The sequence below is a fragment of the Microterricola gilva genome, from assembly GCF_004217495.1.
GTDB classification, from domain to species: domain Bacteria; phylum Actinomycetota; class Actinomycetes; order Actinomycetales; family Microbacteriaceae; genus Microterricola; species Microterricola gilva.
Window position 1 is genome coordinate 45,237 of record NZ_SHLC01000001.1, and the last position, 13,684, is coordinate 58,920.

At 70.1% G+C, this 13,684-nt stretch carries 12 protein-coding genes; 6 read left to right on the forward strand and 6 right to left on the reverse strand.

The genetic code is table 11. The features are described from left to right. The first annotated feature begins 45 nt into the window (after nucleotides 1-45). The 3 genes from EV379_RS00210 to EV379_RS00220 are packed head-to-tail and all read left to right on the forward strand — an operon-like array spanning nucleotide 46 to nucleotide 1,690. On the forward strand, nucleotides 46-399 hold the full coding sequence (locus EV379_RS00210; protein ID WP_130504383.1) for a PadR family transcriptional regulator: 354 nt from the start codon (nucleotides 46-48) through the stop codon (nucleotides 397-399). Nucleotides 400-449: 50 nt separating this feature from the next. Next, nucleotides 450-1,142, forward strand: a complete 693-nt coding sequence (locus EV379_RS00215; protein WP_130504384.1) for a hypothetical protein — start codon at nucleotides 450-452, stop codon at nucleotides 1,140-1,142. Then, nucleotides 1,139-1,690 carry a hypothetical protein gene (locus tag EV379_RS00220; RefSeq protein WP_130504385.1) on the forward strand — a complete coding sequence of 184 codons (552 nt, stop codon included), beginning with the start codon at nucleotides 1,139-1,141 and terminating at the stop codon, nucleotides 1,688-1,690. The genes EV379_RS00215 and EV379_RS00220 overlap by 4 nt, the downstream gene beginning before the upstream one ends. 4 nt (nucleotides 1,691-1,694) lie before the next feature. Here EV379_RS00220 and EV379_RS17090 read toward each other — a convergent pair whose 3' ends face one another. Continuing rightward, entirely contained in the window at nucleotides 1,695-1,847 is a 153-nt protein-coding gene (locus tag EV379_RS17090; protein ID WP_165397241.1) for a hypothetical protein, read from the reverse strand. Between the two features lie 10 nt (nucleotides 1,848-1,857). Between EV379_RS17090 and EV379_RS00225 the strand changes: the two genes are divergently transcribed. After that, the gene (locus EV379_RS00225) at nucleotides 1,858-2,661 is read left to right on the forward strand and encodes a hypothetical protein (RefSeq protein WP_130504386.1); all 804 of its coding nucleotides are present in this window, start codon (nucleotides 1,858-1,860) and stop codon (nucleotides 2,659-2,661) included. 147 nt (nucleotides 2,662-2,808) lie between these two features. Here the strand turns inward: EV379_RS00225 and EV379_RS00230 are convergent, their stop codons facing one another. From EV379_RS00230 to EV379_RS00245, 4 genes are all read right to left on the reverse strand, one after another. Further along, on the reverse strand, nucleotides 2,809-4,191 hold the full coding sequence (locus tag EV379_RS00230; protein WP_130504387.1) for a hypothetical protein: 1,383 nt from the start codon (nucleotides 4,189-4,191) through the stop codon (nucleotides 2,809-2,811). A 213-nt stretch (nucleotides 4,192-4,404) separates the two neighbouring features. Continuing rightward, nucleotides 4,405-5,112, reverse strand: coding sequence for an SDR family NAD(P)-dependent oxidoreductase (locus tag EV379_RS00235; RefSeq protein ID WP_130504388.1), 708 nt, complete (start codon nucleotides 5,110-5,112; stop codon nucleotides 4,405-4,407). Between the two features lie 143 nt (nucleotides 5,113-5,255). Beyond that, nucleotides 5,256-6,683, reverse strand: a complete 1,428-nt coding sequence (locus tag EV379_RS00240) for a DUF6421 family protein (RefSeq protein ID WP_130504389.1) — start codon at nucleotides 6,681-6,683, stop codon at nucleotides 5,256-5,258. Between the two features lie 174 nt (nucleotides 6,684-6,857). Further along, entirely contained in the window at nucleotides 6,858-10,349 is a 3,492-nt protein-coding gene (locus EV379_RS00245) for a DEAD/DEAH box helicase (RefSeq protein ID WP_130504390.1), read from the reverse strand. 111 nt (nucleotides 10,350-10,460) lie between these two features. Here EV379_RS00245 and EV379_RS00250 point away from each other — a divergent pair, with 111 nt between their 5' ends. Both EV379_RS00250 and EV379_RS00255 read left to right on the forward strand, forming a co-directional pair. After that, entirely contained in the window at nucleotides 10,461-11,084 is a 624-nt protein-coding gene (locus tag EV379_RS00250) for a LysE family transporter (protein WP_130504391.1), read from the forward strand. 189 nt (nucleotides 11,085-11,273) lie between these two features. After that, the gene (locus EV379_RS00255) at nucleotides 11,274-12,032 is read left to right on the forward strand and encodes a DNA alkylation repair protein (RefSeq protein WP_130504392.1); all 759 of its coding nucleotides are present in this window, start codon (nucleotides 11,274-11,276) and stop codon (nucleotides 12,030-12,032) included. A gap of 154 nt (nucleotides 12,033-12,186) precedes the next feature. Here the strand turns inward: EV379_RS00255 and EV379_RS00260 are convergent, their stop codons facing one another. Beyond that, nucleotides 12,187-13,443 carry a methyltransferase gene (locus tag EV379_RS00260; RefSeq protein WP_130504393.1) on the reverse strand — a complete coding sequence of 419 codons (1,257 nt, stop codon included), beginning with the start codon at nucleotides 13,441-13,443 and terminating at the stop codon, nucleotides 12,187-12,189. Nucleotides 13,444-13,684: the final 241 nt, after the last annotated feature.

Sequence of the window (13,684 nt, forward strand, 5' to 3'; positions counted from 1 at the left end):
CACGAAACCCTTGTTTAAAGGAAGATATGTGCCTATGGTTTCCTCATGGCACGACGACGACCAGGAACGCTGTTCCCCCTCGAGATCGACATTCTGGAGTGCGGTCTCGCGCTGCAGGCGCACGACGGTGACTTCTACGGCTTCGCGCTGGCCAAGGCGATGGCCGGACGAGACGACGGCAAGGGCCTGACCGCACACGGCACGCTCTACAAGGCGCTGGCACGTATGACGGATGCCGGCCTGCTCGAGTCCTCGTGGGAGGACGCCGAGACGGCCGAAGCCGACGGTCGCCCGCGGCGCCGGCTCTACACGGTGAGCGGAGAGGGCGAACGGGCCTATCGTGTGGCGACGGCCGCGTCCCAGGGTTCGGCCGCGCCGGGTCGGGCGGCATTCGCGTGAGCGGCTCGGGGGGAGCGAGCGCGGTGCGCTCGCGGGGGAACAGTGCCGCTGTGCACACGGTGTTGGACTGGTGCGCGTGGTACACCCGCGGACTGCCGGAGCAGGTTGCAGGGGGGCGACGCGACGAGATCGCCTCCGACCTGCACGAGCACGCGACGTGGGCGGCCGAGCGGGGCATTGACCCGCGCAGGGTGGCACGCGGCATCCGCCTGCGCGCACTCGGCGGGGTCATCTCCGATCTCAGCTGGCGGCGCCAACAGCTCCGCCGCCACGAGACGCCGGAACAACTCGGTCTGCGCCGGAGCGCCCGCGGCGGCCTGCCGATTCTGGCGTACACGCTCGCCCTGATGCTGGTCGTCGGCAGCGGTTTCGTCGTCATCCGCGTCGCGATGAGCCTCGCCCGCCAGGATGGCTGGTTCGACGCCGCGATCATGGGGTCCTCGCTGCTCGCCCTCGCAGTCGGTGCCTGTGCGCTCGGCCTGCTGGCTCGGGCACGCACCCGCTGGCTCGGCGCCCTCTGGATGATCGTCGCCCTCTACTGCCTGCTGCGCTACGGGGCGAAGGCGCTGCTCTTCTCCAGTGCCAGCTACCAGCAACTGTTCTATACGGCGCCCTTCTGGGATCTGCTGAGCAAGGTGCTCATCGTGGGGCTCAGCCTCTTCTTCCTCGGAATGGCCGTCCGCTGGATGCCCGAGCGGCACGCCACCACCGTTGCGGCGGCACGACAGGAGGTGCGCGCGTGAAGCACGGGATCAAGGCGGTGCTCGGCACCACGCTCGCGACCGCTGGGCTGATCGTGACCATCGGCGCTGTGGCCGGTCTGGCGGTGGCGGCATCGTCGACCCCGATGGTGCAGGCCGCACTCTCGAGTGCTGAGCCGGAGTCCGAGCAGGGCTCAGAGACTGACGCGGTCGCGGACGTCGACGCCGTGGATGCCGGCGACCCCACTACATCGGGGGCGGAGCCCGTCGTCACTCCCGCCGAGCAGGCGGAGAGGACGGCCTGGTTGGAACAGCAGGCGATCGTGCGCGACTGCATGGAGGAGCAAGGCTTCGAGTACCTCTATTTCGAGTGGTGGTCCCCGGAGTTCCTGGAGGCGTTGCGGGTGTTCCAGTCGAGCGACGGGCAAGGCGATCCACTCCCGCCGAAACCCCCAGGGCTGAGTGCCGAGGAGCGGGCGGCGTGGGAGCTCGCCGAGGGCGGTGTCAACGACGGCGAGGTCTACGACTGGAAGGACGCCGGGTGCTGGGGGTACGCCGTGCACGTCATGGGCAACGACGAGAGCAACTAGACAGTCACACGCGCAGGGGAGGCCGGGCAACCGGTGCTCGATCGAAGGGGATCAGGATGAACAGGGTGACACCGAATGGAGCGGCACCGAACAGACGAACGCTCAGCAGACGAACGCTCAGCGTGCTCGTGGCCGGCTCTGCTGTGGCCGCGGTCATAGGCGGAACGGTGGCGGTCGGGCTCTCGGCGCAGGCCTCGGATGTTCAATCGGATTCGGCTCAGCAGGCCGAGCCCTCGCAGCGGCCGACGCCGGAGCAGACGCCCGCGGCGACCGTCATCGACGAGCCGACGAGCTACGAGGCGACCGAAGCCGTCGCCGTCGACCCCCTGTCACCGAGCTACAACCCGTACACGGATCCGGCCAGCCCGGACTACGTCACGCCGGAAGCGAAGGCCGCGTGGTACGCGAAGGATGCCGTCGTCGGCACGTGCATGACCGATCTCGGCCTGGGCTACGTGACCGCCCCATGGTGGACGGGCGGCACGGGCCCGCAGCCGACGGGGCTCGACTACAACCAGAGCATCGAATGGTTGATCGGCTACTACGGCGAGAACTACATGCAGCCGACCGGGGTGCCGGAGGAATCTGGCTGTTCCGGGCTCGGGATACTCATCGACGATGGCGCGCTGGCGGCCCCGCCGGTGCCCGTGCCTGCCGACCCGGTCGGGCTCCCGACCGAGCGTGAGACCTGGCTCGCCTTCCAGGAGCTCGTGCGCGGATGCATGACCGAGAAGGGCTTCGAGTACCTCTACTGGGAGTGGTGGAACCCGGAGTACCAGACGCCATTCGACCCGCTCGCCACCGAGCCGGCGCCTGACCCCGCCCAACCGGAGGGCCTCAGCGAGGAGCAGCTCGCGGCATGGGGGCTTGCTCTGGGCGGCGATGCAGGGCTCGGCGGAGAGTACCGCTGGGAGGACGCCGGCTGCTGGGGATACGCGGTGCACGCGTCCGGCAACGACAACATGCATTAGAGCCACCACTCCGTGCGGGGGCACGGTGTGGTCACCGATGGTGGGAGTCGCAGGCTTCGCGAGTCCGCCGTTCGGAAAAACAGGAGGGGCACTGCCGGCTGGCAGTGCCCCTCCTGTGCTGAGCGGGTGCGTGCTCGCGTAGAGCCGCTAGAGCTGCGCGCTCCGGCGGCGGTGAGCGACGAACAGTGCGGCGCCGAGCAGCAGCATGAGCGATCCGGCGCCGAGGGGCAGCATCGGGTCGACACCGGTCTCGGCCAGGCCGGCCGTGACGCTCAGCGCGTACGCCTGCACGGTCTTCGAGCTCTGGCCGACGACGACCAGCGTGTGGTCGCCGGCGCTCAGCTGCGTGAGAAGACCGGTGCTGAGGTCGATCTGCACGGAGCCGTCGACCACGGCGAAGGTGCCGACGAGCACGGGGCTCGAGTAGGCGTAGACGTCGACGAAGCTGTCTGCGCCATCCCAGACGATGCTGGCGGTGTGGTTCGCGCCGGCGTTGAGCGATCCGGCCGGCAGGCCGGCTGCATCCTGAGGCTGGACGCCGGCAGGCGCGTTGGCCGCGAGGAATGCGTCGAGGCCGGAGGAGTCGGCGACGGGTGCCGCAGCTGCGGGCTGCTGGGTTGCGGTCACGGCCGCGGTGAGCTCGCTGTTGAGGGTCGTGGGCGAGAAACCGTCAGCGGTGCCGGTCACGACAACGCCGAGGAAGCGGCTGACCAGGTCACCCGTGACGGTGTAGCTGGTGCCAGAGGCGCCCTCGATGCCGCCGCCCATCATGCCGCCGTTCCAGAACCACTCGTAGCTGAGCTCGGTGCCTGCCGGCCATCCGGCGGTGGCCACACTGAGGGTCTGGCCGACGACCGGGGTGCCCGTCAGGGTGACGGTCACGCCGTCGAGCGGGAGGGACGGCGGGCCGCCGAAGGTGAATACCGTGCCGGCGATGTCGAGGGTGCTCAGGTAGCTGGCGCTCCGCTCGGAGTAGATGCCGTAGCCGGCGACGTCGGTCATGCCGGCAGCGTCGAGGGCGGGGAGAATCGTCTCCAGCGGGGCCGCGGCGCCGAAGGTGAGGCCGGGAACCTCGCCCCAGACGATCCACGACGAGTCCAGACCCGGCGTATTCGTGCCGGAGGTCGCGCCGACGTAGCGGATGGTGGCGGTCTCATCGAGATCACCGTTCAGCACGGTGAGTTCGAGCGCCGAGGGGCCGGTGTCGTCCGTCGTGGTCCACGAGATCAGGTTCTCGGCGAAGGCATCCGAGTAGCTGGTGAGGGGTTCCGGCGTCTCGAGCGTGTTCGTGATCGAGCCCGAGTACGCGATGCTCAGTGCCCCGCCGACATCCTGCAGGCTGTCCGGAGAGTACGTCTGCCAGCCGGTGGTGCCGAGCTCTGAGCCGATGTCGGCCTTCGCGATATGTGTGGCGACGGGTACGGCCTGTGCCGGTGCCGCGGCCGCGAGTGCCCCGCCGGAGAGCAGCACGAAGCCGAGTCCGAGTGCCGCGCCGCGGCGGAACCGCGCGCTGAAGGTGGTCTGATTCACGTGTGCATTTCCCATTCGTCGAAGGCAGATCAGCCGTACCGCGAAGTGGGCGAGTTGCAGCGTCAGCTCGTCGGACGAACGCCGGTTCATCCGGCGGGATCGGCCCGAGCCTATCGACAGCCGGGGCGCGGGATGCCACGAACGGTCGAATGTGACTCGGAGTGGGGGTTCCTCAGCTTCGGCGGCCAAGCCGGGCGGCCGGGTCAGGCCGGCTCAGGCGTCGCCGAGGCGAATGTGGCTGCCGTTGAGCGCGGATGCCGGCTGCTGCCAGAGTCCGACAACGGCTGATGCGAGTTCCTGCTCGAGACCGGCGAGAGCCTTCACCACGAAGATCACCGCTGCGGCATCCGGTTCCGCCGGTGCTGCGGCCTTCGCGAAGCCCTGCGCGACGGCCCGTGCCCACGCGTCGGCCGCGGCCTTCGCCGCGGCGTAGTTGGCCCCGCCGGCCAGCGGGCGATCCACTGAGACGCTCGACACGATCGCGAGGCGGCCGGCATCCGATGCCAGCAGCTGGTCGTTGAAGGCGCGGGTGGTGTTGCGCAGGGTGCCGAAGGCGGTCTCGAGCACCTGCCAGTCCTCGTCGCTCTGCCCGGCGAGCCCGCCGCCCCCGCGCCAACCGCCGACCAGATGGATGAGCCCGTCGATGCCGGCGTGCCCGTGCTTCGCTGCGGTCACCCGGATCTCCTCGGCGAGGGCGGAGACTGCCGCGAAATCGCTCAGATCGCAGACGCGCGTGATGACGTCGGGAACGGCCTCCGCCAGTGCGGCGAGACGCTCGGCGTTGGACCCGACGGCGATCACCCTGGCGCCGGCAGCGCTGAGCGCGGCGGCGCAGGCGTGCCCGGAGGCGCTCGTGGCGCCCGCGATCAGAACGGTGCGCGCGGCAACGCCGAGCGCCAGTGCGGAGTCGGTCATGCTCATGCTCTCAGGCTAGACAGTTCGCGATGGGGCGGCACCCCTCGCGTGTAAGGAGAAAGCACGATTGCAAGGAGGCTTCTCGCGAAACCGTCCTTGCAATCGCACTTCGTCCTTGCTTCCCGGGCGCGAGGCCCGGGCCCCGGCTGCTAGGCGTCGGGAGTTGTGGCGGTGATGCCGATGGTCGACTCGATCACGGGCTTCATCTTCTTGTCGAGCGCCTCGAAGAACATCGAGAGCGGGAACTCGTCGTCGAGCACGAGGTCCGTGTAGCCCTTCGGCGCGCCGGCGAGCACGTCATCCGGAAGACCGCGGGCCCAGGCGGATGCCGGGTTCGGGGTGAGCGTCTCGGCGATCATGTCGTAGGCGGCGAGCCAGTGCGCCTTCTTCGGGCGGTCGATCGACTTCCAGTACAGCTCGTCGATCTGGGCGCCGAGGGCGACGACGACATCGGGCACGGCGTCCCAGTCGAACGCGAGCTGGGTGTCGGTCCAGTGCAGCACGTGGTGCTGGTGCATCCACGCGAACAGCAGCTGCCCGCCGAGGCCGTCGTAGTTGCGCACCCGGCTGCCGGTGATCGCGAAGCGGAAGATGCGGTCGAAGATCACCGCGTACTGCACGAGCTTGGCGTGCTTGCGGGCCTCTGGGCTCGCGTTCTCGTCGCGCTCGATCGCCACCGACTCGCGGAACGCGGTCAGGTCGCAGCGCAGCTCCTCGAGCGAGTAGAGGAAGAACGGCATGCGCTGCTTGATCATGAACGGGTCGAACGGCAGATCCCCGCGCATGTGGGTGCGGTCGTGGATCAGGTCCCACATCACGAAGGTCTCTTCGGCCAACTTCTGGTCGTCGAGGAGCGATGTGGCATCTCCGGGCAGTTCGAGCTTGGTGATCTCGGCTGCTGCACGCACAACGCGGCGGTAGCGGGCGGCCTCGCGGTCCTGGAAGATCGCGCCCCACGTGAACGTCGGGATCTCGCGCATCGCGACGGTCTCGGGGAAGAGCACGGCCGAGTTCGTGTCGTAGCCGGGGGTGAAGTCGACGAAGCGCAGCGGCACAAAGAGCTTGTTGCCGTAGTCGCCGGCCTCCAGCTCGCCGATGAACTCTGGCCAGATGACCTCGACCAGCACGGCCTCGACGTAGCGGTTCGAGCTGCCGTTCTGCGTGTACATCGGGAACACGACGAGGTGGCGCAGGCCGTCGACGCGGTGCTTCTGCGGCTGGAAGGCGATCAGCGAGTCGAAGAAGTCGGGCACGCCGAAGCCGCCGACGCTCCAGCGCTCGAAGTCGGTGACGAGCGCGGCGAGGTACGCGGCGTCGTGCGGGAAGAGCGGGGCGAGCTCGCGCACGGAGGCGGCGATGGCGGCAACGTTCTCGGCGGATGCCGGGTGCTCTGCGGCATCCGGAACCGAGCCGTCCTGGGCCTGCACGGCCTGCAGCGCGACAGCGGCCTGCTTGAGGCGCGCCCACGCCGGGCTGTTCTCGGCGTCGGCGGCGAGTGCGATGGACTCGGCGGTGACGGTGGCGTCTTCGACGACCTCGGGCTCACCGACCAGTGCTTGTGCAATGTAATTCGACATGGGAACCTCCCGTCCTCGTGAAGAGCGCGGCGTGCCGAGAAGTGTGGCAGGCGACAGCGCGTGCGCCGATATGGCGTGCTCTTCAGCGTAATGAGAAGGCTGCTGCATTTTCATGCGGGCGTGCGCAACGAAGCTGCGTCGTCGCCGGGTTTCGCGCGTGGGACGAGCGCGCCGTTACTCCAGCAGCTCGCGGATGTCGGCCGCGCTCAGCTTCGCGCCCGGCGCCGCGCCCTCGGTCATCACGCTGTCGAAGAGCTTCGCCTTCGTGGCCTTCATCGCCATCACCTTCTCCTCGATCGTGTCCTTGGAGACGAGGCGGTACACCATGACGTTCTTGGTCTGGCCGATGCGGTGGGTGCGGTCAACCGCCTGCGCCTCGGTCGCCGGGTTCCACCACGGGTCGAGCAGGATCACGTAGTCGGCCTCGGTGAGGTTGAGGCCGAATCCGCCCGCCTTCAGGCTGATCAGGAAGACGGGGTTCGTGCCGTCCTTGAACTCGGAGATCGTCTTCGCGCGGTTGCGCGTCGAGCCGTCGAGGTACGAGTATGCGATGCCAGCGGCATCCAAGCGCGCCCTGGCCTTCGCCAGGTAGCCGGTGAACTGGCTGAAGATGAGGGTCCGGTGCCCCTCGGCCACGGTGTCGTCGAGCATCTCGAGCAGGGCGTCGAGCTTGGTCGACGGCACATCGGAGTACTTCTCGTCGTAGAGGCTGGCGTCGAGGCTGAGCTGGCGCAGCATCGTCAGCGAGCGGAAGATTTCGAAGCGGTTCGTGTTCATGTCGTCGATCAGGCCGAGCACCTTCTGCCGCTCGCGTTGCAGGTGGGTCTCGTAGACCTTGCGGTGCTTCGGGTGCAGTTCGAGCTCGAGCACCTGCTCCTGCTTCTCCGGCAGGTCGGTGGCCACCTCGTCCTTGGTGCGGCGCAGCATGAAAGGGCGGATGCGGCGGCGCAGCTGCGCCAGGCGTTCCTCGTCGCCGTCGCGCTCGATCGCGCGCTGGTAATACTCGCCGAAGGTGCTCGGGCTCGGGAACAGCCCAGGCGCCGTGATCGAGAACAGCGACCAGAGCTCCATCAGGTTGTTCTCGAGCGGCGTTCCCGTGATCGCGAGCTTGAACGGCGCGCGCAGCCGCCTGGCGCACTGGTGCGCGCGGGACTGGTGGTTCTTCACGAACTGCGCCTCGTCGAGCAGGAGGCCGGCCCACTGCTGCCTGTCGTACTCCTCGAAGTCGAGCCGGAACAGCGTATACGAGCTGATCACGACATCCGCGCCGGCGATTGCAGCTGCGAGTGCCCCTGAACGCTTGGACGACGTCGCCGTGATCGCGACCACCTTGAGGCTCGGCGCGAAGCGGGCGCACTCGGCCGCCCAGTTCGGCACGACGCTGGTCGGCGCGATCACGAGGAAGGGTGGGGCGGATGCCGCGGCGCCGGCCGCAGCGTCGCCGGCCGCAGCGTCGCCGGCGTCGCCGGCCCTGGCGTCACCATCGGCCCGCCGCGCCTCGGCGATCAGCGCGATCACCTGCAGCGTTTTGCCGAGTCCCATGTCGTCGGCCAGCACGCCGCCGAGTCCGGCATCGTGGAGGAAGCTCAGCCAGTCGAAACCCTGCTGCTGGTACGGGCGGAGCTGGGCGTGCACGGTCTCCGGCAATGCCCTCGCCGTGATGGCGGACCCGGAGGCGAGCCCCGCGACGGTCTCCCGCCAGGCCTCGGCCTGCTCGCCGACGACACCGAGTTCGACGAGCTCCTGCCAGAGCTCGGTCTGGAATCGGCTGATGCCGAGTCCGTGCGCGTGCGGTTCCTGCAGGCTGCGCGCCTCGGCGATCAGTGTGCGCAGCTGCTGCAGCTCCGGCCGGTCGAGGCTGAACCAGGTGCCGTTCTGCAGGATCATGACGTCCTGCCCGCCGGCGAGGGCGCGGAAGAGATCGTCGAAGGGGATCTTCTCGCCGTCGACGGTGATCTCGACCGCGAGGTCGAACCAGTCGCGATCGTCCGGCCGCTCGTGGGTGGCGAGGGTGATGAGGGGTGGCTCCGCCGCCTCGCGGTACTCGGGCATGTTGTCGCTGAAGACCACCGAGAGGTCGGCGGATGCCTCGAGCTCCGGCACGGCCGTGGCGAGGAAGTCCAGCATCGCCGAGCCGGCCAGGGTCGAGCTCTCGGCCAATCGGGACGGGCTTGGCACCCCGCCGGTCGCGCCCGCCCAGCCAGGCGGCGCGGCCTCGACGAGGGCGGGGAAGCGCTCGAGCACCGGGCCGATCGCGTCGAGGATCGCCTGTTCGCGCGCGGCATTGCGGTAGCCGCCCGCACCGGGCTGACCCGCCCCGACGTGGAGGGTGCGCACGAAGGCGGTGTTCTGCTCGCCCTCCGCCGCGCCGGCATCCGCGTCACGCGTCAGGTAGCGCCAGTGCCAGCCGAGCTGGACGCGCGCGTCTGGCAGGCTCGTGACGCTCAGCACGAGGTGCGGTTCAGGCACGGCGGCGAGCTCGAAGGAGCCGTCGCTGCTGCTCAGGCTGAGCTGTGCGCGGAGGTGCGGGTAGTACTCGGCGAGGAACTGCTTCTCGTCGTCCGGCGGAACGACGAGCGCCGTTCCGGCCGCTGCGAGTTCGCGCAGGGCCGGGCCGATGGGCGCGGAGAGTCGGGCCAGCGTGAGAGCCACCTCGGTGGACGGCGCGGATGCCGCCGAGCTGCGCTTGGCCGGCGCTTCGTCGACCCAGCTGGCGATGCCGTGTGCGGGGTTTCCGAGCAGGATCAACGTGCGGGCATCGAGGGGGCGATCGCCGAGGGAGAAGGAGGGCGTCATGGTGAGCCCGGCCTCCCCGCGCGTGATGTCGAGCGAGAGCTCGGCCGCTTCGCCGGAGAACGCAACGGGGTCCTGCTTCTTGCTCGAGCTGATCAGCGCGATCCCGGCCGCGCTCGCCTGCTGCAGCAGGCTCCAGAGCGCCGGCGACGGGAAGGACTCCAGGTGCAACCACTCGCCGGAGGAGTACTGCTGCGCGGTGGCCCGCGAGCACTCGTCGTGGATGCGGGTGAGGATGGCGCGTTGGGCCAGATTGACGCCGGTGGAGTATCCGAGGTTCTGCCAGCTGAGGTTGCCCTTGATCCACCGGCCGCTGCTGCCGAGTGTCATCGGGCGCACGCCGAGCCGCGGCGGAGCAAGCGGATCGGCCGGGGCGCGCCAGTTGCGCTCCGGCGCGCGGAGCTCGAACTGCAGGGCGAGGGGGGTTCCGGTCTCGAGCGGCCTGCCGCTCGTGGTGAGCGGCGCGAGGGCCTTCTGCCAGCTGCGGGCCGAGCCCGCGGCGGGGCCGGCGACGTCGGACGTCCGAGCACCGGCTGTCGCGGCATCCGCCCCTTGCACCTCGGCGCTCTCCTCGCCCGGTTTGCCCGCCCGGCTCGCGATGAGCAGCGCCGCGACGTGCTTGCAGTTGCTGCCGATCGGGCAGGTGCACGAGCCGACCGGGTTCACGAGCTCGCCGGATGCCGCGCGGTGGAACGAGACGCTGGCGACGTAGCTGTTGGGGCCGCTGCCCGCGATCGTGGCGAACACGCGTGTTCCCGACGCCGCCCAGGTGATGCGGCCGACGTGCCCGTGCTCGGCGAAGTTCTCGCCGCGGGAGAACGCCTGCGCCCCGACGAGGCGCGCGATCTGCAGATCGGTGAGGGAGTGGGCCATGAGGTGTCCGTGCGGTCGAAAGAACTGAGACCTTCTAGTGTCGCAGCTTCGGCGGGGGCCGCGGGCCGCGAGCGGTCCTGCCGCTGCCGGCGCGGCCCTTAAGCTTGCCCGGTGCAGTTCTCTCTGTGGTTGGCCCTGCTCGGCGCGGGCACCCTGATCAGCTTCACGCCCGGCGCGGGCGCGATCAACACGATGAGCAACGCCCTGAACTCCGGCTTCCGCCGCTCGATCTGGGGAATCTTCGGGCAGCAGGCCGCCCTCGTCGTGCACATCGTCATCGTCGCGCTCGGCGTCGGCGTGCTCGTGGCCAGCTCGCCGATCGCCTTCAACGTCATCCGCTACGCGGGCGCCGCATACCTGGTCTACCTCGGCATCCGGCAGTTCCTGGCCAAGCCGGCCGTCGACGAGGCAAGCGTCGACGCGCTGCGCAATGAGCCGGCGTGGTCGATGTTCCGCCGTGGCATGTGGGTGAACCTGCTCAACCCGAAGGCGATCGTGTTCTTCCTCGCCTTCCTGCCGCAGTTCATCCGGCTCGATCAGCCGCTGCTGCTGCAGTACCTGATCGTGGCCGCGACGGTGATCGTCATCGACATCCTCGTGATGTGGTTCTTCTTCGCCGGAACGGCGCACTCATTCCAGCGTTTCACCCGTGACGCCAAGGGGCAGCGCGTGCTCAACCGGGTCTTCGGGGTGCTGTTCGTACTCGTGGGCGTGCTGCTCGCCGTCATCCACTGACCGTGGGTTCAGGGCGCTCCGGCGTCAGCGAACCGTGAGAACCGCGTGTGGAGCGCTCGCCGGGTGGCGGTTGGCAATTCAGGCAGGCTCGTCGTGCCTGGCTGCTCTGCCGCGCCGCCGCGGGGCGGGAGCCCACCGAGTGCGCGCTGTGCCTGAGTTGCCAACGGCTCGCGGCGTAGAGTGCTCGCTATGACTGCTGCGACATCCGCAGACGCCGCACTCTCGGCCACCGCCGTGCAGGCGGCGCTCGCCGAGCTCGCCGATCCGGCTAGAGGGCTCTCCAGCCAGGGCTTCTTCAAGACCGCGCCTGGCCAGTACGGTGCCGGCGACGTGTTCATCGGCGTGACGGTGCCGCAGCAGCGCACGGTCGCCCGCGCCTTCGCCGGGCTGCCGCTCGCCGAGCTCGATGTGCTGCTCGACAGCGAGGTGCACGAACACCGTCTGACGGGCGTCATCATCGCGACGAAGCAGTTCGAGCGGGCGAGCGGCGCGCGCGGCTTCGACGACGGTCGGCGCGCGGCCATCGCCGAGTGGTACCTCGCCGTGGTGCGCCGCGGGCGCGTCAACAACTGGGACATCGTCGACAGCTCGGCGCCCGGCATCCTCGGCGGCTGGCTGTTCGACCGCCGGCGTGACGTGCTGTTCGAGCTCGCCGCGAGCCCGGTGCTCTGGGAGCGCCGCGTCGCCATGATCGCGACTCAGGGCTTCATCAACCGGGGCGACGCCTCGACGGCGCTCGAGCTGGCGGCCGTGCTGCGCGACGATCCCCAGGACCTCATGCAGAAGGCCGTCGGCTGGATGCTGCGCGAGCTCGGCAAACGCGTCGACCCGGCACTGCTCATCGCGTTCCTCGACGAGCATGCCGCCAGGATGCCGCGCACCGAGCTCAGCTACGCCACCGAGCACCTCGCCCCCGAGCTGCGGGCCCACTACCGCGCGCTGCGCTGACCGGCTGCCCCCGCGCTGACAGACCCGCGCCCGCCGGCCCCTGCCCACGCGTCGGCCCGCACGAGGGGCGTCGTGGCCCGCGAAAACTGCACGGGCCCGGTGAATGCCCCGGGCCCGCGGAGTTTTACCGGGCCGCGAGCCGGCTGCCGCGGGGCTAGGCGCTCGCGCCGAGCCGCCAGAGCGAGGTGATCTCGCGGGCCCGGGCCGCGTGCAGCGGGTCGCTCGCGTCGCTGCTGCGTGCGTGCGTGGGGCGGGTGTCGTGGCGTTCGATCACGCGCAGCCCGGAGTCTTCGATGAGGTCGAGCAACTCGCCGCGCGACCGCAGCCCGAGGCGCTCGGCGAGGTCCGAGATGATCAGCCAGCCCTCGCCGCCCGGGTTCAGGTGGGCGCGCAGGCCGCCGAGGAAGCCGCGCAGCATCTGGCTGTCCGGGTCGTACACCGCGTAGTCGCTCGGGATGCGCGCCTCGGCCGGCAGCCACGGCGGGTTGCACACGATGAGATCGGCCAAGCCGGGGGCGAAGAGGTCGGCCGCGACCACCTCAACCTGACGGGCGTAGCCGAGCCGGTCGACGTTCTCGCGGGCGCAGGCGATCGCGCGCGCATCGAGATCGGTTGCTGTGACGTTCCGGATGCCGCGATGCGCCAGGATCGCGGCGATGACGCCGGTTCCCGTTCCCACGTCGACGGCGCGGCCGATCTCGGCGGCATCCGCCGGCAGCGGCGCCGTCGCGACGAGCTCGAGGTACTCGCCGCGCACCGGCGAGAAGACCCCATAGTGCGGGTGGATGCGGCCGGGGCGCGCGGGCTCACCCGGCACGCGCACGTCGAGCTCCGGCACCTCGACGCCGCGGCGGCGCCACTCGTGCGCACCGATCACGCCGAGAAGCTCGCGCAGGGCGACGACCGAATCGCCGGGGACCGGCGTCGCTCTGGTCGCTCCGGATGCCGCAACACCGACCGCAGCCGCGCCGTACGCCTCGCTGCAGGCGTCCGCCACCTGGGGCGCCCGACGGAGCAGCACGGTGTAGTCCGCATCCAGCGGAACCAGCAGCAGGCTCAGGAGCCGCGCCCGGTGGAAGCTCTGCTCGCGGTGCTGCCGGAACGCCAGGGCGAGGTCGCGGGGCGCGCGCCGATTGCGCTTGTCGATGCGCGTTCCGAGTGCGCTGAGCAGCTGCCGTGCGGCCTGGAAGTCACCGCGCCAGAGCAGCGCGGTTCCGGCGCTCACCAGCCGGAATGCCTCGTCGGCGGCGAGCTTCTCATCGGCGATGGCGACGGTCTCCGGCGCGGGCCAGCCACCCTCAGAGCGCCAGCGCGCCTGCCGCTCGACGCCGCCATCGCTCCAGCGCACCGTCGCGGGCGCAAGCGCGGTCGCCTGCTGCTTGTCGGCGGGTGGGGGCTGGGTGCTTGGCATGGTGGCCGATCTGTGACACGACACGCTGCAGGGTCGGCTCCGCCGCTCGTGCGCGGCGGAAACCGTGGAGCGCGAACGCCCCTGGCTGGAACTCGAGTATCCCAGCTCGGGCTGGGAGCGGCGGCATCCGCTGTGTTGCAGCACCGCCACCGATTGCGGGGCGCGGCGCCCCCGAATGGGGGAGTGACGGGGGCCGGTGACCTTGCCAGTCTGGGGAGGCTCCCGCCGGACGGCGGGACGA

Bases quoted from the DNA above. Each gene is read 5' to 3' on its own strand.
- EV379_RS00240 (WP_130504389.1), bottom strand. From the start codon at position 6,683: ATGTCGAATTACATTGCACAAGCACTGGTCGGTGAGCCCGAGGTCGTC.
- EV379_RS00235 (WP_130504388.1), bottom strand. From the start codon at position 5,112: ATGAGCATGACCGACTCCGCACTGGCGCTCGGCGTTGCCGCGCGCACC.
- EV379_RS00245 (WP_130504390.1), bottom strand. From the start codon at position 10,349: ATGGCCCACTCCCTCACCGATCTGCAGATCGCGCGCCTCGTCGGGGCG.
- EV379_RS00210 (WP_130504383.1), top strand. From the start codon at position 46: ATGGCACGACGACGACCAGGAACGCTGTTCCCCCTCGAGATCGACATT.
- EV379_RS00255 (WP_130504392.1), top strand. From the start codon at position 11,274: ATGACTGCTGCGACATCCGCAGACGCCGCACTCTCGGCCACCGCCGTG.
- EV379_RS17090 (WP_165397241.1), bottom strand. From the start codon at position 1,847: ATGACCGCGGCCACAGCAGAGCCGGCCACGAGCACGCTGAGCGTTCGT.
- EV379_RS00260 (WP_130504393.1), bottom strand. From the start codon at position 13,443: ATGCCAAGCACCCAGCCCCCACCCGCCGACAAGCAGCAGGCGACCGCG.